The sequence below is a fragment of the Xanthomonas arboricola pv. guizotiae genome (genome assembly GCF_002940205.1).
Lineage (GTDB): Bacteria > Pseudomonadota > Gammaproteobacteria > Xanthomonadales > Xanthomonadaceae > Xanthomonas > Xanthomonas arboricola_C.
In genome coordinates, this window is sequence record NZ_MDSK01000006.1 from 34,495 (window position 1) to 60,918 (window position 26,424).

Annotated in this window: 22 protein-coding genes; 8 read left to right on the top strand and 14 right to left on the bottom strand. The window is 60.7% G+C overall.

The genetic code is table 11. The features are described from left to right. Positions 1–119 precede the first annotated feature (119 nt). Positions 120–1,466, top strand: coding sequence for a phosphomannomutase (locus XarbCFBP7408_RS05145; RefSeq protein ID WP_104561973.1), 1,347 nt, complete (start codon positions 120–122; stop codon positions 1,464–1,466). Between the two features lie 45 nt (positions 1,467–1,511). Continuing rightward, positions 1,512–2,915, top strand: coding sequence for a mannose-1-phosphate guanylyltransferase/mannose-6-phosphate isomerase (locus tag XarbCFBP7408_RS05150; protein ID WP_104561975.1), 1,404 nt, complete (start codon positions 1,512–1,514; stop codon positions 2,913–2,915). Positions 2,916–3,030: 115 nt separating this feature from the next. On the opposite strand, the gene rfbD is transcribed toward XarbCFBP7408_RS05150, so the two are convergent. From rfbD to rfbB, 4 genes are all read right to left on the bottom strand, one after another. Continuing rightward, the gene (gene rfbD, locus XarbCFBP7408_RS05155; RefSeq protein ID WP_104561977.1) at positions 3,031–3,939 is read right to left on the bottom strand and encodes a dTDP-4-dehydrorhamnose reductase; all 909 of its coding nucleotides are present in this window, start codon (positions 3,937–3,939) and stop codon (positions 3,031–3,033) included. After that, positions 3,936–4,493, bottom strand: coding sequence for a dTDP-4-dehydrorhamnose 3,5-epimerase (gene rfbC / locus XarbCFBP7408_RS05160; protein WP_104561979.1), 558 nt, complete (start codon positions 4,491–4,493; stop codon positions 3,936–3,938). Before rfbC ends, rfbD begins: the two co-directional genes overlap by 4 nt. Next, on the bottom strand, positions 4,490–5,377 hold the full coding sequence (gene rfbA, locus XarbCFBP7408_RS05165) for a glucose-1-phosphate thymidylyltransferase RfbA (RefSeq protein ID WP_104561981.1): 888 nt from the start codon (positions 5,375–5,377) through the stop codon (positions 4,490–4,492). Before rfbA ends, rfbC begins: the two co-directional genes overlap by 4 nt. 63 nt (positions 5,378–5,440) lie before the next feature. Continuing rightward, positions 5,441–6,496 (bottom strand): dTDP-glucose 4,6-dehydratase, encoded by a 1,056-nt coding sequence (gene rfbB / locus XarbCFBP7408_RS05170; RefSeq protein WP_104561983.1) that lies wholly within the window; start codon positions 6,494–6,496, stop codon positions 5,441–5,443. Between the two features lie 216 nt (positions 6,497–6,712). Between rfbB and XarbCFBP7408_RS05175 the strand changes: the two genes are divergently transcribed. The 6 genes from XarbCFBP7408_RS05175 to XarbCFBP7408_RS05200 all read left to right on the top strand — a co-directional run bounded on the left by XarbCFBP7408_RS05175 (position 6,713) and on the right by XarbCFBP7408_RS05200 (position 12,886). Next, complete coding sequence (locus tag XarbCFBP7408_RS05175; protein ID WP_039525367.1) at positions 6,713–7,459, top strand: electron transfer flavoprotein subunit beta/FixA family protein; 747 nt, start codon at positions 6,713–6,715, stop codon at positions 7,457–7,459. Next, positions 7,459–8,403 (top strand): electron transfer flavoprotein subunit alpha/FixB family protein, encoded by a 945-nt coding sequence (locus XarbCFBP7408_RS05180; RefSeq protein WP_104561985.1) that lies wholly within the window; start codon positions 7,459–7,461, stop codon positions 8,401–8,403. The genes XarbCFBP7408_RS05175 and XarbCFBP7408_RS05180 overlap by 1 nt, the downstream gene beginning before the upstream one ends. 210 nt (positions 8,404–8,613) lie before the next feature. After that, complete coding sequence (locus XarbCFBP7408_RS05185; protein ID WP_104561987.1) at positions 8,614–9,312, top strand: NAD-dependent epimerase/dehydratase family protein; 699 nt, start codon at positions 8,614–8,616, stop codon at positions 9,310–9,312. Beyond that, on the top strand, positions 9,302–10,252 hold the full coding sequence (locus tag XarbCFBP7408_RS05190) for a glycosyltransferase family 2 protein (RefSeq protein WP_102580563.1): 951 nt from the start codon (positions 9,302–9,304) through the stop codon (positions 10,250–10,252). The genes XarbCFBP7408_RS05185 and XarbCFBP7408_RS05190 overlap by 11 nt, the downstream gene beginning before the upstream one ends. Then, positions 10,249–10,665, top strand: a complete 417-nt coding sequence (locus XarbCFBP7408_RS05195; protein ID WP_164739832.1) for a GtrA family protein — start codon at positions 10,249–10,251, stop codon at positions 10,663–10,665. The genes XarbCFBP7408_RS05190 and XarbCFBP7408_RS05195 overlap by 4 nt, the downstream gene beginning before the upstream one ends. 40 nt (positions 10,666–10,705) lie before the next feature. Beyond that, positions 10,706–12,886: a hypothetical protein gene (locus XarbCFBP7408_RS05200; protein ID WP_104561989.1), complete on the top strand. Its 2,181-nt coding sequence runs from the start codon at positions 10,706–10,708 to the stop codon at positions 12,884–12,886. Between the two features lie 898 nt (positions 12,887–13,784). On the opposite strand, the gene XarbCFBP7408_RS05205 is transcribed toward XarbCFBP7408_RS05200, so the two are convergent. The 10 genes from XarbCFBP7408_RS05205 to XarbCFBP7408_RS05250 form a co-directional block, all read right to left on the bottom strand. After that, complete coding sequence (locus tag XarbCFBP7408_RS05205) at positions 13,785–14,726, bottom strand: NAD-dependent epimerase/dehydratase family protein (RefSeq protein ID WP_102580566.1); 942 nt, start codon at positions 14,724–14,726, stop codon at positions 13,785–13,787. Next, complete coding sequence (gene gmd, locus XarbCFBP7408_RS05210) at positions 14,710–15,744, bottom strand: GDP-mannose 4,6-dehydratase (RefSeq protein ID WP_012439287.1); 1,035 nt, start codon at positions 15,742–15,744, stop codon at positions 14,710–14,712. The genes XarbCFBP7408_RS05205 and gmd overlap by 17 nt, the downstream gene beginning before the upstream one ends. Positions 15,745–15,821: 77 nt before the next feature. Further along, positions 15,822–16,421 (bottom strand): glycosyltransferase, encoded by a 600-nt coding sequence (locus XarbCFBP7408_RS05215; protein ID WP_181106283.1) that lies wholly within the window; start codon positions 16,419–16,421, stop codon positions 15,822–15,824. A 35-nt stretch (positions 16,422–16,456) separates the two neighbouring features. Then, positions 16,457–18,205, bottom strand: a complete 1,749-nt coding sequence (locus tag XarbCFBP7408_RS05220) for a glycosyltransferase (RefSeq protein WP_104561991.1) — start codon at positions 18,203–18,205, stop codon at positions 16,457–16,459. Between the two features lie 20 nt (positions 18,206–18,225). Next, complete coding sequence (locus XarbCFBP7408_RS05225) at positions 18,226–19,287, bottom strand: glycosyltransferase family 4 protein (protein ID WP_102580568.1); 1,062 nt, start codon at positions 19,285–19,287, stop codon at positions 18,226–18,228. A gap of 49 nt (positions 19,288–19,336) precedes the next feature. Then, positions 19,337–21,625: a methyltransferase domain-containing protein gene (locus XarbCFBP7408_RS05230; protein WP_258072023.1), complete on the bottom strand. Its 2,289-nt coding sequence runs from the start codon at positions 21,623–21,625 to the stop codon at positions 19,337–19,339. Positions 21,626–21,664: 39 nt separating this feature from the next. After that, positions 21,665–22,951, bottom strand: a complete 1,287-nt coding sequence (locus XarbCFBP7408_RS05235) for an ABC transporter ATP-binding protein (protein ID WP_104561995.1) — start codon at positions 22,949–22,951, stop codon at positions 21,665–21,667. After that, a complete protein-coding gene (locus XarbCFBP7408_RS05240; protein ID WP_181106281.1) occupies positions 22,948–23,733 on the bottom strand; it encodes an ABC transporter permease in 786 nt (261 codons plus the stop codon). Before XarbCFBP7408_RS05240 ends, XarbCFBP7408_RS05235 begins: the two co-directional genes overlap by 4 nt. A gap of 92 nt (positions 23,734–23,825) precedes the next feature. Next, positions 23,826–25,205: a glycosyltransferase family 4 protein gene (locus tag XarbCFBP7408_RS05245; protein ID WP_104561999.1), complete on the bottom strand. Its 1,380-nt coding sequence runs from the start codon at positions 25,203–25,205 to the stop codon at positions 23,826–23,828. Beyond that, the gene (locus XarbCFBP7408_RS05250; protein WP_104562001.1) at positions 25,202–26,401 is read right to left on the bottom strand and encodes a cystathionine gamma-synthase; all 1,200 of its coding nucleotides are present in this window, start codon (positions 26,399–26,401) and stop codon (positions 25,202–25,204) included. Before XarbCFBP7408_RS05250 ends, XarbCFBP7408_RS05245 begins: the two co-directional genes overlap by 4 nt. Positions 26,402–26,424: the final 23 nt, after the last annotated feature.

Sequence of the window (26,424 nt, forward strand, 5' to 3'; positions counted from 1 at the left end):
GCTGATGTGAAGCGACCATTCTAGCCGCTGACTGTTCCCTGTCCCCGGTCGCAATTCCGCCACACCCAAGACACGGTGCAGCCGCTAAACTCACAATTCCCCCATTCCAGGAATCGCCCATGACGCTACCCGCCTTCAAGGCCTACGACATCCGCGGCCGCGTGCCGGATGAACTCAACGAGGACTTGGCGCGCCGCATCGGCGTGGCATTGGCGGCGCAGCTGGAGCAGGGGCCCGTGGTCTTGGGCCACGACGTGCGCCTGGCCAGTCCCGGGCTGCAGGAAGCGCTCTCGGCCGGCCTGCGCGCCAGCGGCCGCGAAGTGATCGATATCGGCCTGTGCGGCACCGAGGAGGTCTATTTCCAGACCGATCATCTCAAGGCGGCCGGCGGCGTGATGGTCACTGCCAGCCATAACCCGATGGACTACAACGGCATGAAGCTGGTCCGCGAGCAGGCGCGGCCGATCAGCTCCGACACCGGCCTGTTCGCGATCCGCGACACCGTCGCTGCCGATACCGCCGCACCCGGCGAGCCCACCGCAAGCGAGCAGAGCCGCACCGACAAGAGCGCCTACCTGGAGCATCTGCTCAGCTACGTGGACCGCAGCACGCTCAAGCCGCTCAAGCTGGTGGTCAACGCCGGCAACGGCGGGGCCGGCCTGATCGTCGACCTGCTCGCACCGCAGCTGCCGTTCGAGTTCGTCCGCGTCTTCCACGAACCCGATGGCAACTTCCCCAACGGCATTCCCAACCCGCTGCTGCCGGAAAACCGCGACGCCACCGCCAGGGCGGTCAAGGAACACGGCGCCGACTTCGGTATCGCCTGGGATGGCGACTTCGATCGCTGCTTCTTCTTCGACCACACCGGCCGCTTCATCGAAGGCTATTACCTGGTCGGCCTGCTCGCGCAGGCGATCCTGGCCAAGCAGCCCGGTGGCAAGGTCGTGCACGACCCGCGCCTGACCTGGAACACGGTCGAACAGGTCGAAGAGGCCGGCGGCATCCCGGTGCTGTGCAAGAGCGGCCACGCCTTCATCAAGGAAAAGATGCGCAGCGAAAACGCCGTGTATGGCGGCGAAATGAGCGCGCACCACTATTTCCGCGAGTTCGCCTACGCCGACTCCGGCATGATCCCGTGGTTGTTGATCGCCGAACTGGTATCGCAGTCCGGTCGTTCGCTGGCGGATCTGGTCGAGGCGCGCATGCAGAAATTCCCCTGCAGCGGCGAGATCAACTTCAAGGTGGACGATGCCAAGGCAGCGGTTGCCCGCGTGATGGATCACTACGGTGATCAGTCGCCGGAACTGGACTATACCGATGGCATCAGTGCCGACTTCGGCCAATGGCGTTTCAACCTGCGCAGCTCCAACACCGAGCCGCTGCTGCGTCTGAACGTGGAAACGCGCGGCGATGCCGCCCTGCTGGAAACGCGTACGCAGGAAATTTCCAACCTGCTGCGCGGCTGATTTAACATCTCCCCCCACTTTGACGCACTGGAGTTTCCCCCGCTCATGAGCGACGTCCTTCCGATCATCCTGTCCGGTGGTTCCGGCACGCGCCTTTGGCCGTTGTCGCGCGAATCCTATCCCAAGCAGTTCCTGCCGCTGGTCGGGGAGCACAGCATGCTGCAGGCCACCTGGCTGCGGTCGGCCCCGGTGGCGGCGCATGCCCCCATCGTGGTGGCCAACGAAGAACACCGCTTCATGGCCGCCGAGCAGCTGCAGCAGTTGGGCGTCAAGCCGTCGGCCATCCTGCTCGAGCCCAAGGGCCGTAACACCGCCCCGGCGATTGCCGTAGCTGCCCTGGAAGCCACCCGCAATGGCGACGATCCGCTGTTGCTGGTGTTGCCGTCCGATCACGTGATTGGTGACGAGGCCGCCTTCCAGGCTGCCGTGACCGTTGCGGCAGCTGCCGCAGCGCAGGGCAAGCTGGTCACCTTTGGCATCAAGCCAACCGCGCCCGAAACCGGCTACGGCTACATCAAGGCCGGTGCCGGCACTGGCGCCACTGCGGTCGAACGCTTCGTCGAAAAGCCCGACCTGGCTACCGCGCAAGGCTATCTGGCCAGCGGCGAGTACTACTGGAACAGCGGCATGTTCCTGTTCCGTGCCTCGCGCTATCTGGAAGAACTGCGCAAGTTCCAGCCCGCCATCGCCGATGCGTGCCGGAAGGCATGGGAAGGTGGCAAGCGCGACGCCGACTTCACCCGCCTGGACAAGGACGCGTTCGCCTCCAGCCCATCGGATTCGATCGACTATGCGGTGATGGAAAAGACCGCCGATGCAGTGGTGGTGCCGCTGGATGCCGGCTGGAACGATGTCGGGTCGTGGTCGTCGCTGCTGGACGTCTCCGAACAGGACGGCCAGGGTAATGCGCACCACGGCGATGTCATCCAGCTGGACTGCAAGAACACCTATGCGTACGGCTCGCGCCTGATCGCCATGGTCGGCCTGGAAGACGTCGTCGTCGTCGAGACGCCGGACGCCGTGCTGGTCGGTCATCGCGATCGCATCCAGGAGGTCAAGGATGTGGTCGGCCAGATCAAGACGGCTGGCCGTTCAGAGGCCACCTGGCATCGCAAGGTCTATCGCCCGTGGGGCGCCTACGATTCGATCGACATGGGCCAGCGCCACCAGGTCAAGCGCATCACCGTCAAACCCGGTGCGGTGCTGAGCCTGCAGATGCATCACCATCGCGCCGAACACTGGATCGTGGTGAGCGGAACCGCCGAAGTCACCCGTGGCGACGAGGTGCTGCTGCTGACCGAAAACCAGAGTACCTACATCCCACTGGGCGTCACCCACCGCCTGCGCAATCCAGGCAAGTTGCCGCTGGAACTGATCGAAGTACAGTCCGGCAGCTACCTGGGCGAAGACGACATCGTGCGTTTCGAAGATACCTACGGGCGCGCCTGATCGGTCGCTTGCAGGGCTCTGCAACACATACGCAAACAGCCGGGGATTCCCGGCTGTTTGTTTTTGCGGCTTGCACTGGTCGCTGGAACTATCGCTACCGACCAGCCCTGCGGATTTACTGTCTGGCAGCGGCGATTTCGGCAATCACGCGCTGCAGGCCGAGCTGCCAGTCCGGCAACACGGTGTCGAAATCGCGCTGCAGTTTGTCGATCGACAGCCGCGAATACGCCGGCCGCTTTGCGGGCGTCGGGTAGTCGGCGGTGGTGATGGGCACCACGCGCGGCGCGCGCGACAACAGGCCTGCGCTGACCGCTTGCTGGAAGATCGCCTCGGCAAAGCCATGCCAACTGGTCTGCCCTGCCGCCGTGAGGTGCCAGGTACCCGAAGTCTCGGGTGTGCGTTGGCGCAGCAACTGCGCAGTGACATCGGCAATCAGGGCGGCGGGTGTCGGTGTTCCGACCTGATCGGCCACCACCCGCAGCTCATCGCGCTCGGCACCGACACGCAACATGGTGCGCAGGAAATTCGCGCCGTGCGAGGCGTACACCCATGCCGTGCGCAGGATCAGATGCTGCGCGCCGGACGCGCGGATCGCCTCCTCGCCAGCAAGCTTGGTCTCGCCGTAGACGCCCAGCGGCGAGGTTGGCGCGTCTTCCGGATACGGTGCGTTACCCCGACCGTCGAAGACATAGTCGGTCGAGTAGTGCACCAGCGGTACGTTGTTGGATGCACACCATGCGGCGATGACGCCGGGCGAGATGGCATTGGCGCGCATGGCCCTATCTCGCTCCTGTTCGGCGCAATCCACTGCGGTATAGGCGGCGGCATTGACGACGCGGCTCGGGCCGATCCGGTCCAGCAAGGACGTCAGCGTCTGCGGTGCGTCGAAGTCCGCCACCTCGCAGGCACTGCCGTCAGGCAACTGGCCGCTGCGCGTGGTGGCCTGTACTGCACCATCGGCTGCCAGTGCGCGCAGCAGTTCCGTCCCGACCTGCCCACTGGCACCAAACAACACCGTGGTCACGGCATGTACACCGGCAGTCGATCGACTGGCACCTCATCCAGAAACGGCGCTTTGGCATCCTTGGCGGACAACACCGGATCGCTGATCGGCCAATCGATCCCGATCGCCGCATCGTTCCACCGCACGCCGGCATCCGCTTCCTTGACGTAAACGTCGGTGCACAGATAGCTGAACAATGCTTTCTCTGAAAGCACGGCAAACCCATGCGCGAAGCCTTCAGGTATCCAGACCTGACGGCGGTTTTCCGCACTGAGCAAAACGGCAGTCCAACGCCCGAAGTGGGGAGATCCAGCACGGATATCCACCGCGACGTCATACACCTCGCCTTCGAGCACGCTCACCAGCTTGCCCTGTGGCCGGGGCCACTGGTAATGCAGACCACGCAGCACGCCCCTGGCGGACGTGGAGACGTTGCTTTGTACAAAGCTTGTCGGCAGACCGTGCTGCCCGAAGCGCTCTGCATTCCATGTTTCGAAGAAATAACCGCGCGCATCGCCGAAGATCGCAGGCTCGATGACGACGCAGCCGGGCAACGTCGTTTCGATCACTTTCAATGGACAACCCCGCGCTTGGCCAATGCAGTCAGATATTTGCCGTAGTCATTCTTCAACAACGGCGCCGCCAGGCGCTCCAGCTGCTCCGCATCGATCCAGCCCTGACCAAACGCGATTTCTTCCGGGCAGCACACCTGCAGGCCCTGACGCATCTGGATGGTCTCGATGAAATTGGCCGCCTCGTGCAATGACTGATGCGTGCCGGTATCCAGCCATGCATACCCGCGCCCCAGCGGCTCCAGGTGCAGGTCGCCGGCATCGAGATAGCAGCGATTGAGATCGGTGATCTCCAGCTCGCCGCGCGGCGAGGGCTTCAGGGCAGCCGCGTAGTCGCTGGCCTTGCCGTCATAGAAATACAAGCCGGTGACCGCGTAGTTGGAACGGGGCTTTTCCGGCTTTTCGGCAATGTCGATGACCTTGCCTTGCTGATCGAATTCGGCAACGCCGTAGCGCTCCGGGTCGTTGACCCAGTAACCGAAGACGGTGGCACCCTGCTCACGCGCATCGGCGCGACGCAGGGTATCGGTCAGGCCATGCCCATGGAAGATATTGTCGCCCAGCACCAGGCAACTCGGCTTGCCGCCTACAAACTCCCGACCGATCAGATAGGCCTGCGCCAGACCGTCCGGGCTGGGCTGCACGGCATATTGGATATTGACGCCCCACTGGGAACCATCGCCCAGCAGCGTCTGGAACAGCGCCTGCTCGTGCGGCGTGTTGATGATCAGGATGTCGCGGATACCCGCGAGCATCAGCACGCTCAGCGGGTAGTAGATCATCGGCTTGTCGTACACAGGCAACAGCTGCTTGCTGACGCCCTTGGTGATCGGGTACAGGCGCGTGCCGGAGCCGCCCGCCAGAATGATGCCTTTACGTTGTGTCATCAGGGATGTCCTGTTGGAGGCCCGCACACGCATACATGCGCGGGCTCTTGCTAAGGGCTCGCGTTAGGCCGCGGCGCCGATCCGTTCCAGCCGATAGCTGCCATCCAGCACGCCCTGCACCCAGGTCTGGTTGGTCAGGTACCACTCCACCGTCTGCGCGATGCCTTGCTCGAAGGTATACGCCGGTTCCCAACCCAGCTCGTTCTTCAACTTGGAGGCATCGATCGCGTAGCGACGGTCGTGTCCGGGGCGGTCGGTGACATGGGTGATCTGGCTCGCACGCGGCTTGCCATCCTCACGCGGGCGGTGCTGATCCAGCAGCGCACAGATCGCCTGCACGACCTCGATGTTCTGGCGCTCGGAGTTGCCGCCCACGTTGTAGGTCTCGCCGACCTGGCCCTTGGCCAGCACGGTGCGGATCGCCTCGCAGTGGTCGCTGACGAACAACCAGTCGCGCACCTGCTTGCCATCGCCGTATACCGGCAGGGGCTCGCCGGCCAGCGCCTTGGCGATCACCAGCGGAATGAGCTTTTCCGGGAAATGGTACGGGCCGTAGTTGTTCGAGCAGTTGGTGGTCAGCACCGGCAGCCCGTAGGTGTGGTGGAACGCGCGCACCAGGTGATCCGAGGCCGCCTTGGACGCCGAGTACGGAGAATTGGGCGCATACGGCGTGGTCTCGGTGAACTTGCCGGTCTCGCCCAGCGTGCCGTAGACCTCGTCGGTGGACACATGCAGGAACCGGAAGGCCTCGCGACGCGCGTCAGGCAGCGCCTTCCAGTAGTCGCGCACGGCCTCGAGCAAGGCCAGGGTGCCGACGACGTTGGTCTGGACGAACGCGCCAGGGCCTTCGATCGAGCGATCCACATGGCTTTCGGCAGCGAAGTTCAGCACTGCGTCCGGCTGGTGGTCCTGCAGCAGACGGGTCACCAGCGCGCCGTCGCCGATGTCGCCCTTGACGAAGACATGGTCGGCGTTGCCTTCCAGCGACGCCAGCGTGTTCAGGTTCCCCGCATAGGTGAGCGCGTCGAGATTGATCACGCGGATGCCGCGCGCAACTGCCTCGAGAACAAAATTTCCGCCGATAAAACCGGCCCCGCCGGTCACTAGCCAAGTCGCCACTATCTACCCCTCCTGGTCGCGCGCACAGCGCTGCGTTCTCAAACCACACAGGATATACGGTCGGAGCAATCTCGGGCCCAAACGGCACGCGCAAGTGTTGCGCCGCAGCATCCATACGCCATCGCATGGTGCATGCCGCCCGGTTAGAATGGCCGCACTCCCGAGCCTGCCGCCGCGGCCGGGCCTTCCCGCAACAGCTGAAGGATCTCGTACACGATGAAAATCCTCGTCGCCTACAAGCGCGTGGTGGACTACAACGTCCGCATTCAGGTCAAGCCCGATGGCTCCGGTGTGGTCACCGACGGTGTCAAGCTCTCGCCCAACCCGTTCGACGAAATCGCCCTGGAAGAGGCGTTGCGCCTGCGCGACGCCGGCATCGCCACCGAGGTGGTGGTCGCCACCCTGGCCCCGGCCGATGCGGCCGCGCACCTGCGCAATGGCCTGGCCATGGGCGCCAACCGCGCCATCCATGTGGTCACCGACGCGGCGATCCAGCCGCTGACTGCCGCGCGCACCCTGCTCAAGCTGGTCGAGAAGGAACAGCCGGACCTGGTCATCCTGGGCAAGCAGGCGATCGACGACGACGCCAACCAGACCGGCCAGATGCTGGCCACCCTGTGGGGCCGCCCGCAGGCGACCTTCGCCGGCAAGCTGGTGGTCGCCGATGGCAAGGCCACGGTGACCCGCGAAGTCGACGCCGGCCTGGAGACGCTGGAAGTGGACCTGCCGGCGGTGGTGACTACCGATCTGCGCCTGAACGAGCCGCGCTTCATCAAGTTGCCGGACATCATGAAAGCCAAGAGCAAGCCGCTGGAAACGCTGGCCTTTGCCGATCTTGGCGTCGATGCGCATGACAGTCTCAGCACCACCCACTACGCCGCGCCGTCCAAGCGCAGCCGCGGCGTGATGGTCAAGGACGCCGCCGAGCTGGTGGCCGCACTCAAGCAGAAGGGGTTGCTGTAATGGCCAAGGTTCTCATCGTTGCCGAACATCTCAACGGCCAGCTCAATGCGGCCACTGCCAAGACCCTCAGCGCCGCGCTGGCGGTGTCGGCCGAGTCCATCGACATCGTCGTGCTGGCGGCCGATCCGGCCGCGGTTGCGGCGCAGGCCGCGCAGCTGGCCGGCGTCGCGCGCGTATTGACCGTGGCCAACGCGGCCAACGAACACGCCATCGCGCAGGTGCTGGGGCCGCAGATTGCCCAGCTCGCCGGCCAGGGCTACACCCATGTGTTCGGCCCCTCGACCACCTTCGGCAAGGACCTGATGCCGGTGGTGGCCGCGCTGCTGGGCGTCAACCAGGTCTCGGACCTGATGGCGGTCGAAGATGCCTACACCTTCAAGCGCCCGATCTACGCCGGCAATGCGATCATCACGGTGAAGGCACCGGCCGACCAGGTCGTGGTCGCAACCGTGCGCAGCGCCTCCTGGCCGGAGGCGGCAGCCGGTGGCAGCGCAACGATCGAGTCCGTCGCTGTGGATGCCGCGCTGCCGACCCACACCCGCTTCATCGGGCTGGCCGCAGGCAGCTCCGACCGCCCCGACCTGCAGAGCGCCAAGCGCGTGGTCTCCGGCGGCCGCGGCGTCGGCTCGGCCGAGAACTTCCAGCACATCTACAGCCTGGCCGACAAGCTCGGCGCCGCCGTGGGCGCCTCGCGTGCCGCCGTGGACGCCGGCTATGTGCCCAACGAACTGCAGGTCGGCCAGACCGGCAAGATCATCGCCCCCGAGCTGTACGTGGCGATCGGCATCAGCGGGGCGATCCAGCATCTGACCGGCATCAAGGACGCCGGCACGATCGTGGCGATCAACAAGGACCCGGAGTCGCCGATCTTCGAGATTGCCGATATCGGGTTGGTGGGGGATTTGTTCACGCTGTTGCCGGAGCTGGAACAGGCCTTGGGCTAACGGCTACTCTCAAGATTACGATGGCCGCCACGGCTGACGGTATACTGCGCCGTCAGCGTGGCGGCGCCACTCTTCGCCGCTTGCATGCCTGATGGGGACACGCCGCGGCCGAAGCAAGTGTTGGCCCGGGACGATCGTATGGCGTCGGCGGCCTTGTAGTTGTCCAGCGCTGCATAAGGACAACGTCGATAAATGGGAATTGGTAATTAAGTGATCATCGGTAATGGCCTGCTGGCCAGATCCTTCGCAGCAGATAGGCTCGCTGAGCTCAACGCCACGGTATTCGCCTCCGGGGTGTCCAATTCATCCGAGACCGATCCGGCGGCATTTGAAAGGGAAGCCCGTCTGCTGGTCAAGGCTCTGGACGAGGCGCGGGGCCGGTTCGTGTACTTCAGCACGTGCAGCGTGACAGACCCCGACCGCGCGGAAACCCATTACGTCCGCCACAAGCTGAGAATGGAACGGCTGATTGCGGAACGCGACGAGTATCTGATCCTGCGCCTGCCTCAAGTCGTGGGACGCACTGACAATCCACACACCCTGTCCAATTACCTTGCCAGTGGTATTCGCAATGCGGAGCCGCTACGCATCTGGGTCAAGGCAGTGCGCTGCCTGATCGACGTAGAAGATGTTGCCCGAGTGACCCTTCATCTGGTGGAGCGCCGCCTCGAAACCAATGCCGTGCTGGATCTGGCTCCGCCAGAAAATGTCACCCTGCTCGAGCTGGTCTCGATGCTGGAGGCCACGCTGGGCAAGAAGGCAAGCATCGACTTTGTGGACCGTGGCGGCGGTGCCATGCCTGATCCGGCGCCATTTGTTCGTTATGCAACCGCCATCGGCATTGATTCCTCTCCCGGATACATCGCCAGGCTGATTCGCAAATACTACGGAACGAGCGATGCAACCTGATATTTCCGTCGTCATCCCGGTCTATGGCAGCGCGACCATCCTGCCCACGCTTGTCGAGAAACTCGAGGAGTCGCTGACTGCGCTCACCGACAAGTTCGAAGTCGTACTGGTGTACGACTGCAGCCCGGATAACTCCTGGCAGGTCATAACAGGGCTGTGCACCTCCCGGCCCTGGTTGAAGGGAGTCCGCCTGCGCAAGAACGCGGGGCAGCACAATGCATTGATGGCTGGATTCGGTGTGGCACGCGGCCGCTACATCGTCACCATGGATGACGATCTGCAGCACTCGCCGTCCGACATCGGGCGCGTCGTGGCGGAGCTGCGAAGTGGAGCCGATGTTTGCTACGTGCAGTTCAAAAGCCGGCGGCACGCTCTCTGGAAGCGCCTCGGCAGCCAGTTCAATGACCGCATGGCGTCGTGGCTGCTCGCCAAACCTCGCGGGCTGTATCTTTCGCCATTCCGCGGCTTGATCAGCGAAGTTCGTGACGAGATATTGCGCTACGGCGGCCCCTTCGTCTATGTCGATGGCCTTATCGTTCAGAGCACCAGCAATATCACCACCATTGAAGCGGAGCACCACGCCCGAAGCGACGGCAAGTCTGGATACAGCCTGCGCAAGTCGATCTCACTGTGGATGCAGATGGCGACAAGCTTCTCGATCACACCATTACGGGTAGCGTCGCTGACAGGAATCGTCTCTTCCGGCCTCGGCTTTCTGTGCGCCATCGTGCTGATCCTGCAGAAGCTGCTTTGGCCGCACACCGTCATCGGCTGGACGTCATTGATCGTTGCGGTATTGATCATGGGCGGCATCCAGCTACTCGCGCTGGGCGTGGTGGGCGAGTACGTAGGGCGCGTGCTGCTCAACGTCAGCAATCGTCCCCAATACATAAAGGGCCAACAGCTCAACGTAGGCCAAGAGCAAGAGACCGTGAAGTGATATCACAGCGCCATCGCGCCCTGGCCGCACGCTTTCTGCGCTTTTGCATCGTTGGTGGCGCCAGCACCGTCGCCTTCAGTGTGCTTACCTGGGTGGCTGTATCAAAGCTTGGCATGCAGCCAACCATGGCCACGGCGCTCTGCTACCTGGTGTTGGTGCCAATCAATTTCGTCGCGCACCGCAGTTTCACGTTCGTGTCCTCTGGTCATCTGAGTTCGGAAGGCTTGCGCTTCATTTTGCTGCACAGCTTCAACCTCGCCTTGTCCATCATCGGGATGGGCGTGGCTGTGAACAGTCTGCACTTGCATTACGCGTGGGGCATTGCGTTCTCGGCCGTCGTCGTGCCTGTCGTGGTGTTTCTCGTGATGAATTTCTGGGTGTTCAACCGGGACCGACGTCGCGATCACGTCTAAATCCAACCTACGCCGCAACTGCAACCAAACAAGCCATCGAATGTCCAATCCCCTAATCCGCAACGACGCTTCCCAGCGCACCATGTTGTTCATCGCTTGCTCCACAGCGATCGTCATGCTGCTTTGGCTTCCCTTCGGCTTCAACATGATGGGACATATCGAGGAATGGGATCTTCTGAACCTGTTCACTCGCCACGGCGTGTTCTACGTGGTTGGTGAGGGTGGGCCGCTTCCCAGCCACCGCATGCGGCCCCTCATGCTGTTGCCGAATGCGATGGCGTACCAACTATCGCCGAACTCCTTTTTCGCCATGCATCTGTTGCAGATGCTGGCCTTGGTGTTGAAGGGTGTTTGCGGCGGAATCCTGGGGTGGTGGCTGCTGCGCTCGCGGCTCTATGCCGTGTTGCTGGCGCTGCTGGTGGTCATTTATCCCGCAGATACGATGCAGCTGTCGTTCCGCTCCTTCCATATCAACTGGTCTGTCTTGCTGGCATTTGCCGGCGTGACAGGGATAGTGCATGCATATGGAAGTCAATTGATGGGCAAGGGCAGGGCGATCCTGGTATCGCTTGTGTCTACCGCAATGTTGGTTGTTGCCACGCTGATCTATGAAGTGGCATTGGCATACGCCATCTTGCCTCTGCTGTTGCTCTGGTGCCGATTCGGATTGGTGGAGACGGTCAGACTTCCCCTCCGTCGCTGGTATGTTTCGCTGGTCTGGTGCATAGGCATATTGGCTTGCTTAGCCTATATCTACTACGTTGCCAAGACTGGCTCGACCTACCAAGGGCATCTGTTAGAGAGCCAGGCCGGTGGCATTGCCCTGCTTAAAGAGCGCGCCCTGGTGATGTTTTACACGGGCATCGGCCGAAGCGTAGTGGGCGGTTGGATCGACGCCGGAAGGATTCTCTTCGTCGAATACCGCAGCTTCTGGTACCTGTCGGCCATTGCGTTGATGGCGTTGGCTCTGCTCCGCTACATACGCGAACCCTTTTCCGCACCACCCCCGGAAAAGCAAATCGGCGTGCGTTGGTCGCTACGGGTGCTCGTTACCGGCGTGGCATTTGCCGCCGTCGGCTATCTCCCCTTTCTTGCATCACCCGCGCATACCAGCATCAGTCAACGCACCTTCCTCTTCGCGACTCCAGGCGGAGCATTGGCCACGGTGGCTCTGGTCATGCTGTTTTCTGGAGCCCGTCGAACCCTGGCAATGGTGTTCGGCACCGTATTGATCGTACTGGGCATGGCGGCACAAATGTTCCAGTTCCATCACTACTCACAGATTTCTGATACAGAACGCAAAGTCCTCCAGGACGTGGCTGTAAGCCTGCCGGATATCGCCAACGACCGCGATCTTCTCATTCTCGATGGCTCCCACCTTATCAATAGCGTGTGGATGCTCCGGGAAAACATGATGAACGCGCTAACCTATTTGTACGGCAAGCCGATCGACGTGGTACAGATCTGCAATCAACCTGAGAACGACTGGCAACACGCAGATGAAAAAGGCCGCACCGGCCGATGCGCAGAATACCCTGACCACTGGGAGTTCAGTTCAGGCCCAGCCATTGATGGACCAGACTATACGTCGCCGCCGCAAAGCGTTCTGTATCGCGCAGACAAGAGCAGGACGCAGATCGTGCGCATTCCCGAAGAGGGCGTTGTACCGCTAAGTGATGCGCGTAAAGACGAGCTTTCGTTGCGCAACGACGCCGTTTCGCGGCGCTATCGCGCCATGCTCGCGCCGTCTCCCTGGCCTCTGGCTTTCGATCAGTTCCGCCACAGGGAACGGGAGGCAGGCTTTAGGTGGGATTTCGGCCGCTGGTGGAATTTGGACGTGCCTGCGCCGGGACGCGGATGGCAGGATGCCCAGTGGCAACATGAAGGACGTATGGAACATGCTTCATTCTCGTGGACCGTCGTTGAGAATCCATGGCTTCAATTCCAGCTAAAACCAACTGGCCGGGTTTATCGAGTTCGGGGAAAGGTCATGTCCATCGCCCCCGGCATACACCCTGAGAAGCTCGCGATTTCAGTGAACGGCCATGTGGTCCCGGTCCGCTGGATCACTTCCAATGAGTTTTATGGAGAATTGCCCTCGTCCTTCCTGAAAGATGGCAACAACAGGGCCACCTTCCTGCTTCCGGTCGACAATCACTCTTCTGGATTCGGCATGGCATTCGATTGGATCAAATTCGCTCCGATCGAGTCGACTGACTGACCGAACGAAATATGCGTCGCCTCAGCACAACTGGCATACGGGATTCAAAATGATTGCCATCAATCGCGACATTAAGGCTGCACTTCTAGCTTCCGTCTTATGCCTGTTACTTCCAGGCTGTACGGCAAGAGAGACCGAGTCCTCCCTGGATGCTGCTTCAACCAGGTCCGCGGTTATTTCGGCAGGTGATAGGATAGGTCCTGCTGACCTGAGGCCATTTCTGACAAATGGCTGGTCAACAGATGAACCCTTCGGAGTATGGTCCGTCGGCGAGGATGCAGGCCTTTTAATGCGGATGGAAACGTCGGCAGACGCAGGCGCTCGACTGGTCATGCAGGCTGGTGGCCTTTGGGCCCCACGACGCCAATCCATGGATGTTGGTATTCGTGTGAATGGTGGCAACTGGCAGCACCAAACCCTCACAGCATCGGCCCCAGAGCCGCAACTGATCACTATTGCCCTGCCAAAATTGGCGGCTGGCGATGAAGTCAGGGTCGAACTGCACTTCGATCGTCCAGCCTCACCAGTCGAGCTTGGAATATCTTCGGACGCGCGCGCTCTGGGCATTTCACTCAGGTCTATGCAGCTGTTGGGCCGCACGCCCTAGCAGTCGCTGGCCGTGGGCGGGCAAGCCAGCAAATGCAATCAGGCCTGGCGTTACCTGACCCGTATCAGGTGCGCGCCCTTGCACGTGGTTGACAGCACGCGCCGCGGAATCATGTATCTCAGATCGACCATTGATCGCATGTCTACCAAGCAACCTACGTCACGTCATACCGAACGTGACGTAGGTTGTCTGGCCACATCAGTCACCGCACCTCAGACTTCTGCGTGCGCATACGCGTAGATGGATCACGAAGCCAGCCGGCTGCCAGCATTTCGCGAGGCCGAGCTTCACTCAGCCTTCTTCGAGCATCCATTCCAGGGTTTTCCGCAACGGCGGAGACGTCCAGCTCCCGGTGAGCTCCTGCAGCAATCGATTATCGCCGCATAGCATCTTGACTTCATTGCTACGCACAAACTTCGGGTTCACAGAGACTTCCAACGAATGGCCAGTGATCTGTGTGCACAGGTCGATCACTTCCCGAAGGGAATAAGCCGTTCCGGAGCACACATTGACTGTACGACCGATGGCGTCGGCTGATTGCAACAGCTTGCCATAGGCCGATGCCACTGCCCTGACGTCACCGAAGTCACGCGACACATCCAGATTTCCCAACTCGATCCGTGGCTCTCGCCGGACAAAGTGCGAGACAATCTTGGGAATGAGGAAGTTTTCCGACTGCCCCCTACCCGTGTAGTTGAATGGTCGGACTACGGTGACAGGCAGCCGACCCTGCCAAAGCCGAACCACGTACTCCATGCTCAGCTTGCTGATGGCGTAATCGTTTGTTGGTGCCGGAGCAACCGACTCATCCAAACGCCCTTCCGAGGAGTTGCCATAAACATTGGCACTGCTGGCGATGAGGAGCCGCTCGAGAGAAATTTCAGCCTCTTCCACTGCCTGCAGCAAATGACGCGTGCCAATCAAATTTACGTTGTAGAAATCATCTGCACTCCCGTGACCGACAAACGCAAGCGCAGCCAAGTGAATGATAATGTCCGGACGGGTAGTCTTCAGCACCTCACGCAAGGCATCCTGATCGAGCAGGTTGACTTGATAATGACGGTCGACAGAGGCCAGGCCGCTAGCCCAGTCCGGTGCGGAGTGATCGGAGCCGCCAAGCCCCAGCACCTCGCAGCCTAGATTTTTCAGTTCATCAGCCACATAGCGGCCGGTGAAACCGGACGCGCCAGTGACTAGAACCCGCTTACCGTTCAGATCAGAACGAGAAGCCATGCGCGTTCCTCTTGAGATCGGCCTCGACCATCATCTGGCAGAGCTGCTCCAGCGTGGTTTCAGGCTTCCAGCCGAGGACGCGCGTTGCCTTCTCGGGATCGCCGATCAACAGATCCACTTCTGCAGGACGGTGGAATTTCGCATTGATGCGCATCACCACCTTGCCGGTAGCGACATCCACTGCAGTTTCATCTGCATCCTTGCCGCGGAATTCGACGTCGATTCCGGCCCCCTTGAAGGCCATGCTGACAAAATCACGGACGGTTTCAGTGCGATTTGTCGCCAGAACAAAGGTATCCGGCTCATCGGCCTGAAGCATGCGCCACATCCCTTCCACGTACTCGCGCGCAAAACCCCAATCGCGCTTGGCATCCAGATTGCCCAGCTCCAGGCATTCCAAGCGTCCAAGTTTGATCTTGGCCACCGAGTCAGTGATCTTGCGCGTCACAAATTCGCGGCCGCGCAGCGGGCTTTCATGATTGAACAGAATTCCGCTGGAGCCGAAGATGCCATAGCTCTCACGGTAATTGACCGTCATCCAATGCGCGTACAGCTTGGCAACGCCATAAGGGCTGCGAGGATAGAACGGCGTGCTTTCGATCTGCGGGACCGCCTGCACCTTGCCGAACATTTCCGATGTCGAGGCCTGGTAAAACCGGATGTCCTTGTTCACCTGCCGAATGGCTTCCAGCAGGTGGACCGGGCCGATGCCGGTGATGTGCGCGGTCGTCGTCGGCTGGTCGAACGATACGCCCACGAAACTTTGGGCCGCCAGGTTGTAAACCTCGGTGGCGCCCGTGCTCTCGAGCATGCGGATACTCGAACCGAGGTCGGTCAGGTCGTACTCGATCAGGTGCAAATTAGGGTGATTTGCAATTCCCACCTCTTCGATCCGCCAGAAATTGACCGAACTGGTACGGCGGTATGTGCCGAACACGCGGTAGCCCTTATCCAACAACAGCTGGGCCAGGTAGGCACCGTCTTGGCCGGAAATGCCGGTGATCAACGCAGTTTTCATCATCCCTCTCTTGGTTACTTATAAGTTACGGAATCGAGCCGGGATTGAACGCGGCTCGTTCCGATGATCATTGAGTCTCAGCGCGTGGCCAAAGGCTTTCCGCCCGCACCACAAACCGTTTCTTTGCCCTGGTCCTGGCACGAAGTCAGGGGGCCATAGTCGAGCGAATCCACCTTGAAGTCGCTGTACCACGCCACCGATTCCTGGACGAGGCCGAATCGCAGCGTTTTCCCGATCACCGCCTGGCTGGGCACATCTGCGACCACTTCAGCGGAGCCACCCGCCGGAATGCCCTCGGCAGGAAGCGGAGCGCGCAGGAAGTCCCGGTTCGAGACATTGCCGGAATCATCCACCAAGGAGATGGCGAGATTGACCGGCAGTGTGCCCTTTGAGTTGATGGCGACCTTACCCGAATTGGTGACAGACACTGCAACCCGTACCAGCTCGCCGTTGTTGACCAGTACCGGCTCCGAGGCAATGGCGTAGCGTGCGCCAACCTGCTCCTGCGTCAACGGAGTCGACATGCCGCCTGCTTCGGTGGTCTGGGCGGCCTGCTGGGGTTCGGCCTTCGCTGGCTGTTCTGCCTCCGGGGCCTTCGAGCAGCCGGTGAACGCAATCACCGTCGCCAGGACGGCGACGGAGCCGAAGGAAACAGGAGATTTCATACTATTTTTCATGGATAAGGACCTGTGGTGGATGAGCACGCCGCTCATTATTGAGCGGCTTCTACTCGAATGAGAAGTCGGGCCGGTGAAAAGCCACGGCTTTTGAACCAGCAGACCGACTCCTGGACTAGATCAATCTCCAGATAGTAGTCACCTGCGACTGCCGGAGCGCGGACTGTGAGATCGTGAACTGCAGAAGACATCGGCGCGACCGCATCGTGAATAAAATGGCGAGGTTGTTCGGCTACCGCCGTCGGTGTTTCGGCATGAATCCAGAAGTGTCCGAGATAAATGCCGAACGGCCGCAATGCGTGACCGAGCGGACTGAACCAGGAGTACTCGCTGTTGTTGGTCAATTCGACACGCAACGAGATTATGCTGGACGGCTCGGCAACCAGCACCTCCTGCTCAGCAACGGCAGCCTGCCCCTGAAAGGCCTCTTCCGGCAACGGCTCACTGTAGGGATAGGGTCCCACTGTTGCCCCAACCACACGCGCATGCGAATCCAGCTCCTGATCCTTCAATGCTGCCAGGGCCGGATTAACCCAGCGATCTCCGCGCAGGCTGCTCAGCACGTCGATTCGATGCAGCTCCTCGGCAAGCGGAGAATCGATGTCGACCTTCAGGCTTGCGACCGCATCAGCCACACAGTCCTTGAAATCGGAAACAACCCGATGGCGTCTCAGCAGCCGCGCATATCCTTCCGCGGCTGCATAAGGATCAAGCGCCAGCCGTCTTGATGCATCGGAACACTCTTCGGCCCAAGCGGCATAGGTTGCAGGGTCGCGCGTCAATTGACGCAGCAACGCTGCCAGAGCGTCCGGGCATTCTGCATCCGGCGCGACTTTTTTTACCGAAGCGGGCAGCTCTGCATACCAACCGTGATCGGATACGATGACGGGGAGACCCGCCTGCATCGCTTTGCATACGACAGCCGACGCCTCGCCCATCGTTGGCTGGCGCAGGGCAATCATCAGATCCGCACGCTCAAATACCTTACTGAACTGATCGTCGTCGAGATGGCCATGATTGATCAGCTGCACGTTACGCAGGTCTGCAATACTCTCCAGCTGATCGAGTACGGCTGCTTCTACCTGACCGGCGATTTCCAACGTGATCGGCCCATTCAGTTCGGAGTCGATCTCCGACAGCGCCTGCACAATCCAATCGAAGCGACGATTCGTATGCCCACCGCCCAGCAACGCGATGGTGCGCAGATTGTCACGAATGCGATGCTGAGCGACCGTCGGGTACAACTGCGGCACCACCGTCACGGGGAGCCAGGGAAAGTCCTTGCCGATCTGATCGGCTGCATAGCGTGAGTGCACCACTACCTCAGTGGCCAGTTTGGTGGCCACTTGATGCAGCGGAAAACGCACCACATCTTCCCGATTCCAGACGGGCGATCCGCTACGAAGCGCCAGTTTGGCGCTCCTTACATCGGTGCTGGAATACCACTTTTCCAGAAGATTGAAATAGTCGCCGTTGAGAAGGCGGCCTTCTTCATTCATAACGCCAGCGGCCATATGATGCAATACAAGGTCATGCAGATGCACGATTCCCGGCGCTGCTGCCATCAACGGAAGCATCCATCCATGGAACGCTGGATGGTTACCCATCTGGTAAACGATCGCGTCCGCTCCAAGCAGTCTGTGGACGGTGTTGTTCATCCCGAGGCGAACAAGATCGGCATGTGCAATCGCATCGACCTGCAGCCCCTGATCTCGCAGCAGGTTCGACAGACCTGCCGTGTACTCTGCAATGCCTGAGCGCTCCGGAGGATGCGGCCCGACCATCGCGATGCGAAACGGCGTACTCAAAGCCGGCTCTCCACCAGATTGCTTATCACGCGATCCCAGGTAATGGAGGTACTCATGTGCTGACCAGCCTCAGCCAATGCACGAAGTTGCGCCGGTCCTTTCGCATAACAATCGAGCAGGCTCTCAGCGATCGCCTCTGGTGTAGGACTTGTGACCCAACCGCTGCCGGTGGACTCGACGATCCTGCCCACCTCACCGCTATCGTCAACCGTAATGACCGGCTTGTAGGCGGCGAAGCTTTCCAGCGTCGCAAAACCATAGTCCTCATCCACCGGCGAGTAGAAGACCGCACGGCAGTTGGCAATCAGCTCGAGCAGCTTCTCGTCTTCCACGAAACCTGCAAGCTCGACGCGATCCGTCAGGCCCAGCTCGCGGATCAGCGGTGCCAGGGAGTGGGCATACTCGCTGGCACCGGTTCCGGCGATGACCACCTTGGCATGGGGGACATGCTTCGCGGCCCGGATCAGCAGGTCGGGACGCTTCATCACCTCAAGACGACCGATACACAGCACGTAGTCGCCATAGTCTCCCGAGGTGATGAATGGCGCCAGCTTCGACGGCGGATAGAGAACCTCAGAGCCCAGACCGCTGTACTGCTGCAGACGGTCGGTAACCGTCTGAGAAATGGTATATCGAGGCTCGATCTCCGCCAGCAACTCCCGGTCGGACGCCCGCAGGGCATCACGCACCGCCGAATCCTTCGCGGTCAGGTGGGGCTGATCGAAGCGCGTACGTTCCAGGTCATAAAGCACTCGATGCTGATGCACGAGCCAAAGCGCCTTGTTGGCATGCGAGGCGGCATAGGTCGGATACTTGGTGCAAATGCACAGGTCGATTTTCTGACCATTGCTTTCGTTCAAATTCAACAACCTCCATGCGAGCATGGAAGACAGAATTTCTGTTTCTGGATACCACTTATAGGGCAACTGCACCAGCTCTGCGACGACCTGGCGCTGCTTGCCCCACAGATTGATTTGCTTGACAAGCTCTTCGTTAAGCAGCTCCGCGCCGCCTCTGACAAACGGCACTTGCGCGCCAAGCACAATAACTCTCTTCACCTACATTCCCCTTCATGATGTCCTTGCCGGTACATGGCAATCCCTGTCCTTATTTCTTCGATTTCCTGATCCGGCTACCCAACTGATCCAGCGCTGCCAGCTGCTTGTCGATGGCCACATCGGCGGGCGTTGCCACCTCATCCTCCGCAAGCACAGGCTCTGTGCGCTCCAGCCGCTGCGGCGCATGAACCACGAGAGGTCCGCCACGCTTGGCCACCTTCATGGTGACCCATCTCAAAGGTGCTGTCACACGCCATGAGCGGCTCATATGAAGCTCTCCGATCTGGCCCTCCAGCATATCCACTGCCAATTCAAGTTCACGAATGCGGCTACGTGCGTCCTCGAGGGCCTGCAAGCGATGGGACAGATCCAGCTGCAGCTCCTTCACCCTGCGTGCCTCCGCGGCGCCGGCAGTCTCCGACCTATTGACGCGCTGAACCAGCGAAACAATTTTCGCCTGCAGTTCATCGATGGTTGACTGCTGCTGCGTGTTGACGCGCTCCATCTCCGACATGCTGACCTGCATGCCATCGCGCTCTTCGACCAGTCGACTGAGGTCAGCGGCAAGCAGTTCCGACAGTTCACGAACGCGTTGACGCTCTTCCAGCTCGGACTCGAGCACCGAAATCTGCGAGACGAGCCTTGCATTCTCGGCCTCCCGATCCGCCAGGCCCCTGTTGAGCTGTTTCTCCCTGTCCTCGGCTTCGGCAGTGCGCCTTTCCAGATCTTTTGCCCATTCCTGCAGTTCGCTACTCACCTTTTCCAGATCGCGGTAGCGGTTATCGGCCGTTTCTGCTTCCAGCTGAAGGGTTGCAAGCTTGTCCTGGGCCTGCTGAGCACCTACCTGCAGGCGCTCAATCAAGGATGCGCGTGCCGCGAGCTCAACACGGTCATGCTCGTTCTGGGTATAGAGGGCGCCAAGGCGCGTGTTGTAGCTCAGCAACGCCTGTTGCATGTGGCTGTAAAGCGATGTCCATTCGGGCGCATGCAATGCGACCGGTTCAGAGCGCGCCAGGCACTCTTGCAGCTCTGCAAACGTCCAGCGTGCCTGGTCTCCCCCAAATGCCTGGATGAAGGCATTGCGATAACGAGGAGGAAGCGTCATGAAGTCCAAAGCCGGTTCCCGACCGGGACTGGCCGGAACAATGCGACGTTGCAGGATCTCCTTGACCGTAATCAGGAAGGACAGCAACAAGTCGCCCAGCCAGGAGCAATCGGTGGCTTCGGCAGAAATGGCGCCGTAGTCGATCAGAATGGCCTTGCCTTCCTGCGACATCAGAACATTCCAGCAACGCACATCATTGTGATAGAGACCCACGCGCTCGAGCATTACCAATTGCTCAAGCAATTCGGAGACTACTTTGTCCGGATCGTAGGGCGAGCCGTCGTCGATCAACTCCGAGAGCAGGCGTCCGCCGGACATCTCCCTGACGAGGAACAAATCCGATGCATCGTCCAAGGCCGCAATCAGCCGTGGTACGGGATACGATGCAGGAGGATTTCTGAGAAACTCGACCTCGTTATTGAATTCCTGCCAATTGATTTCGGCGCGCCCACCGATGCCCATCGTCATCTTCTTGACGAACACCTTGTCGCCGAAATAATAGCGCCTGCTGTACTGATGCGTTCCGCGCCCATAGGCGTGCGCCTCGCCCGACCAGGAACTGAACCTGCCGACAGCCTCGCCCACGTACCAGAACTTGCTGCTGGCAAAGTACAGCGGCCTGGAAATCGAAGACAGATGGGTTGCCTGCCTCGACAACAATCTGGTGAAGGCATAATCGGTCAACAACTCCGCAGGGTCGTGCGGCAGAGAAGGCCCCCAGTACAGCGGCTCCTCACGCAATGCCAGCTCGAAGATCCCGGCGTCGGTGACCTCGGAGAGCTTGCGGCATAACCCCGCCACCCGCGCAATTCCCTGGGAATGCACCAGATGATGAAAGACACTCAGCCCCAGGACAAGGTCGTACTGGTCTGGATCAAGCCGCGCGATAACGTCTTCCACGGTGCCGTGCTCGAATGACGCAGCGAACATCGGGTGCTCCTGGGCCAACGCCTGGCACACATCGACATTGAGATCCAGAAAATCCACACCGTGGACCTGATGCCCTTCGGCCGCGAGGCTCAATGAAAAAAATCCCTGGGCGCAGCCGAGATCCAGCACCCGCAGTGGGCGACCAAGCTCTCCCTGGAGCCTTTGCGCACATTCGCGAATCAGCACAAACCTGTCTTCGCAGCCGCGCGAACTTCCCTCCGAAAGCTCGGGGTGTCCGAAAATCGGCTGATATTTCTCAGGCAGAGCGGCCACGCGCGCGCCAATATGCATTGTTTCAGTCATGACTGATGTTCTCTGATGTGATGGTAGATCCTGACGCCGTCATGACAACGCTTCTACGATTTCGAAATCGGCCTTGAGGTCCATCATCCCCCAGAATTGCATCCCTCTTGCGACGTTCAGCACGATGGCGTCGTAACGACGATCCAGCGGCGTCAATTCCACAAGCGGGTCACCACTGGAAATGCCGAGCGAGACCAGATAGTTCGCTTCATTGAGGTCGAGAGGCATGCTGAACTTGCAGACGATGACCTGTCCCGCTTTTACCGAAATCCCGGACCGCCCCTCACTGGAAAGGAAGGAGTTGGTGCCGTAGAGGAACAGACCCTCGAGGGTTTTAATCAAAAACCCGGGCACTACACTGTCAAAATCCTGATCGAAGGCGATCTTGACGTAAAATACCGTCCTGGTACCGCTCTCTACGCGAGCAGGAAACTCCTCCCCGCCGCTGACAACGACATAATCGAGTATTCGCGCACCGCCCTGCCCCCAGCGATGTTCACCGGCATTGTAGTAAGGGCGCGCATGAAAGATATCCTCATCGCCAGCGTGCATCTGGCCTGGTGCATCATCGGCCTGTGCCTGAAGCGATGCAGGCTTCTTGCCGAACAACTCGTCCAGATAAAGGTTGGAGACCTCACGCGAGGGCCCATCGGCATGCACGCTACCGTCCTTGATCAAAATGGCACGATCGCAGTGTTTGACAACATCTCCGACCGCGTGACTGACGAGGATGAGCGTCATGCCCTCGTCCTTGTAAGACTGGATGCGCTTGAAGCACTTCGCCTGAAAATACGCATCGCCCACCGACAATGCTTCGTCGACGATGAGGACATCGGGCCGAAATGCAGTGGCCACCGCAAACGCGACGCGCACCTGCATACCGCTTGAGTAGGTGCGTACCGGCTCATCGAAGTACTCTCCGATCTCGGCAAACTCCTGTATCTCGGGCAACACCTTGTCGATTTGTTCCAATGTGTAACCCATGAGCCCGGCAGAATGTCTGGCATTCTCCCGGCCACTCAGGTCCGGATTGAAACCCATGCCGAGCTCGAGAATCGCGGCGATACGGCCATGCCGGATGATGCATCCTTCGGTAGGTTGCGAGGTACCGGTGATCAGCTTGAGCAATGTGCTCTTTCCGGCGCCATTGCGCCCCATGATCCCGATCGACTCACCCGGAGCGACCGAAAACCCGACATTCCGCAGAACCCAGTGCTCTTCTCGCGGCTTGACCTTCAACCCGAACCAGCTGGCGGCGCGTAGCCACTCGCTACCCCAGACACGGTAGGACTTCCCCAGCCCCTCAACCATCAACACAGGGCTCATAGGGCATCCACCATTTCGGCACTCGCGCGGCGAAAAACGACCAACGACAGGACACACAGGACGAGGGTCGCCAGCATGAGCGGGACAAGCTCGATCCACGCCGGGGAACGCCCGTAAAGAAGTACTCCCTGATAAGCGCTGACAAGCGGGAACAGCGGATTGAGCTTGAAGAGTTCCTGGGTCTGCGCGGGAAGGATATCGATGGTGTAAACGATAGGCGTCACCCAGAACATTGCCTGCAGAACAACCGGCACGACCTGCCCGATGTCACGCACGAAGACATTGAAGACGCCGAGCAGCAATCCGATCGACATCGCGAAAGCCAATGTCAGCAGCATCAGCAGCGGCAGCCAGGCTGCCTGCGGCCCCAAGGTGTGCCCCAGAATCGCGAACACGATGATGATTGCCAGGAACAGCAGCAGGTTGTTCACCATGACGGTGCCGCCGGCAATGAGTGGGAGACATATCCGCGGGAAGGCCTGCTTCTTCATCAGATTGCCGTTATCCACGAACAATGCAACACACTTGCCCATGCATTCGGCAAACAGGGTCCAGCAAAGCGTTCCGGCCATCAGATACAGGGCGTAAGCAAACTTGTTATTGACGCCTGGCAGCTTCGCGGCCAGCACCTCGGAAAGAATCGTCGCAAAGATCAGCACCTGCATGAGCGGGTGAATGATCATCCACAATGCGCCGAGTTTGCTGCGCAGGAAGCGCAGACGCAGGTCATTCCTGATCGACGACAGGATGAAGTATCGGAAGGCCCATACGGACCGGATCATGTCCAACGTTGCTACCTCTGAAAGTGTTCACTACTTTGGTGAAGCGGGGTAACCAGATCGCTACATCACAGGGTCGACAAAACCAGTCACCGTCAGTGCGCTGACGCGACCACCTTCGCAGCCCTTGCCAGCAGGTGCTCCGCTACGCTTCGGGGAGCAAGCCTTGCGCAGATATCGGCCCTGGCTGCTTCGCCCAGCCGCCGCGCCTGTAACGGGTCGTCCGCAAGCCGACGCATCGCAGCTGCGGCAGATGCGATGCGCGGCTCTGCCCAGCGCGCGCCATCTGACTCCGGATATCGGCCCGCAACCGGCACCAGGTCGTAGTCTACGAGGCAGGAGTTGCTGTCCGTCATGAACTCCATGTTGCCCGACCAGCCCGTTGCAATGACCGGCTTACCGAGTGACATGCACTCGGCAAGCCCCAACCCGAAGCCTTCGGCCCGATGCAGCGATACATACACGTCACAGCATCGCTGCAGCGCGCGCACATGCATCCTGTCGATCACCTCGTCCCGCAGCAGGATCCGCTTGTCAGCTGCGACCAGGCTCAGGAGTTCCGCCATCTGTTCGGGGTACATATGCCCATTGCTTGACTTCACGACCAAACGCACATCGTTGCGATCGACGGGAAACGCATGCCTGAATGCATTGACCACGGCCTGGGGATTTTTCCTGGCCACGAAGGAGTGGAAATCAAACGTGAAAAGAAAGACGAAGGCTTCCGGGTCCAGCCCGAAGTCCTGTCTCTGCAAACCGCTATCAGGCTGGTCAGAGAGCGGCAGCGGAAGTCGCATGATCGGTTTGTCGGTCACGCTGCGGAACGCATCCTCGATGAATCGTGAGGCCACCATGATCTCGTCCACCAGCGCAATGGCACTCAGCCAACTTGGCGGAATCACTTCAAGTTCCCAGAACCAGCACGCAATGACGTAATGCCCGTCCATGCGGGCCCGGCCGATCTTCTCGAACGCGGCTTGGAGGTAGTCGGGGTTGACGAAGACGACGGTGACCTGGTGCGGCATGCGCTGGTCGATGAGGCCATCCAGACTCCGGTCGTCCCAGGAGTGCGCAAGTCCCATGTCCAGGTCATACAACGACACGGGAACGCGCGCGCTGATCAGCGCACGCGCATACATCCTTGCGCTCTCCGCCAGCCCGAATTCGCCACGGAGATAGCCGACAATGTTGATCCCCACCGATGGAATCCGGGTGACGGAGATATCAGCGTCCATCGGCAAGCAAGCCTCAGCGCCTTTCGCGCACAGCTCCCAGGCGGCGGTGCGCTGAAACCGCGTTTGAACCAAAGAGCGGGCGGACAGCGTGGAAGAAACGCGGTCGCGCCAACGCTGCGGGAAAACGCGATAGATACGCTGCAACCAGGACTGTTGGCGTACCCACGACTGCAGGCGAAGGCCGGCCAGCCCGCTCCGCCAATACGCGAACACGTCCTGTCGTTGCGGCGACGCAGTCATGAAGAACGAGACGCCTCAAGGGCACGTTCCAGATCCCCGCGCAAATCCCCCACATCCTCAACCCCCACGCTCAGCCGCACCAGCGCATCGCTGATACCGAGCTGGTCGCGGCGGGCCACCGGGATGGAGGCATGCGTCATGACGGCGGGATGGTTGACCAGGCTTTCCACCCCGCCGAGCGATTCGGCCAGGGTGAACAGTTCGGTCTTCTCGCAGAAGCGCTTGGCCGCCTCGAAGCCGCCCTTGAGCACGATCGAGACGATGCCGCCGAAGCCGGACATCTGGCGCTGGGCCAGTGCGTGCTGCGGGTGCGAGGCCAGTCCGGGGTAGATCACCTTTTCGATCGCGGGGTGGGTTTCCAGCCATTGCGCCAGCGCCAGCGCGTTGTCGCAATGCGCGCGCATGCGTAGCGGCAGGGTCTTGAGGCCGCGCAGGGCGAGGAAGCTGTCGAACGGGCCTTGTACGCCGCCGATGGAGTTCTGCAGGAAGGCCAGTTGCTCGGCCAGTTCGGCGTTGTCGCCGACCACCGCGATGCCGCCGACCATGTCCGAGTGACCGTTGAGGTACTTGGTGGCCGAGTGCACGACGATGTCGGCGCCCAGGCCGAGCGGGCGTTGCAGCATCGGCGAGGCGAAGGTGTTGTCGACCACGATCAGCAGGCCGTGCTGGCGCGCGATCGCGGCGATGGCGGCGATATCGACCAGCTTGAGCATCGGGTTGGTCGGGGTTTCGATCCACACCATCTTGGTGTCGGGGCGGATCGCGGCTTCGAAGGCGGCCGCATCGGTCAGGTCGACGAAGCTGAAATCCAGGCCGGCGGTGCGGCGACGCACGCGCTCGAACAGGCGGAAGGTGCCGCCATACAGGTCGTCCATCGCCACCACGTGGCTGCCGGCGTCCAGGAGTTCCATCACCGTGGAGGTGGCGGCCATGCCGGAGGCGAACGCGAACGCACGCGTGCCGCCTTCCAGCGACGCGACGCAGCGCTCATAGGCAAAGCGCGTGGGGTTGTGGGTACGCGAATACTCGAAGCCCTGGTGCTCGCCCGGGCTGGACTGCGCATAGGTGGACGTCGCATAGATCGGCGGCATCACCGCCCCGGTGCTGGGGTCCGGCGACTGCCCTCCATGGATCGCCAACGTGGCGAGCGAGAGTTCGCGCTCGCCATCGTGGCTGGGTGTGGTGCGATTGGACATGGAGGTTCCCGGAAAAAGTGGCG

Coding starts and splice junctions, on each gene's coding strand:
- XarbCFBP7408_RS05250 (WP_104562001.1), bottom strand. CDS start 26,401: ATGTCCAATCGCACCACACCCAGCCACGATGGCGAGCGCGAACTCTCG.
- XarbCFBP7408_RS05215 (WP_181106283.1), bottom strand. CDS start 16,421: ATGAAAAATAGTATGAAATCTCCTGTTTCCTTCGGCTCCGTCGCCGTC.
- XarbCFBP7408_RS05235 (WP_104561995.1), bottom strand. CDS start 22,951: ATGAGCCCTGTGTTGATGGTTGAGGGGCTGGGGAAGTCCTACCGTGTC.
- XarbCFBP7408_RS05175 (WP_039525367.1), top strand. CDS start 6,713: ATGAAAATCCTCGTCGCCTACAAGCGCGTGGTGGACTACAACGTCCGC.
- XarbCFBP7408_RS05240 (WP_181106281.1), bottom strand. CDS start 23,733: ATGATCCGGTCCGTATGGGCCTTCCGATACTTCATCCTGTCGTCGATC.
- XarbCFBP7408_RS05245 (WP_104561999.1), bottom strand. CDS start 25,205: ATGACTGCGTCGCCGCAACGACAGGACGTGTTCGCGTATTGGCGGAGC.
- XarbCFBP7408_RS05200 (WP_104561989.1), top strand. CDS start 10,706: ATGTCCAATCCCCTAATCCGCAACGACGCTTCCCAGCGCACCATGTTG.
- XarbCFBP7408_RS05220 (WP_104561991.1), bottom strand. CDS start 18,205: ATGGTCGGGCCGCATCCTCCGGAGCGCTCAGGCATTGCAGAGTACACG.
- gmd (WP_012439287.1), bottom strand. CDS start 15,744: ATGAAAACTGCGTTGATCACCGGCATTTCCGGCCAAGACGGTGCCTAC.
- XarbCFBP7408_RS05145 (WP_104561973.1), top strand. CDS start 120: ATGACGCTACCCGCCTTCAAGGCCTACGACATCCGCGGCCGCGTGCCG.
- XarbCFBP7408_RS05190 (WP_102580563.1), top strand. CDS start 9,302: ATGCAACCTGATATTTCCGTCGTCATCCCGGTCTATGGCAGCGCGACC.
- XarbCFBP7408_RS05150 (WP_104561975.1), top strand. CDS start 1,512: ATGAGCGACGTCCTTCCGATCATCCTGTCCGGTGGTTCCGGCACGCGC.
- XarbCFBP7408_RS05180 (WP_104561985.1), top strand. CDS start 7,459: ATGGCCAAGGTTCTCATCGTTGCCGAACATCTCAACGGCCAGCTCAAT.
- XarbCFBP7408_RS05230 (WP_258072023.1), bottom strand. CDS start 21,625: ATGACTGAAACAATGCATATTGGCGCGCGCGTGGCCGCTCTGCCTGAG.
- XarbCFBP7408_RS05205 (WP_102580566.1), bottom strand. CDS start 14,726: ATGGCTTCTCGTTCTGATCTGAACGGTAAGCGGGTTCTAGTCACTGGC.
- rfbA (WP_104561981.1), bottom strand. CDS start 5,377: ATGACACAACGTAAAGGCATCATTCTGGCGGGCGGCTCCGGCACGCGC.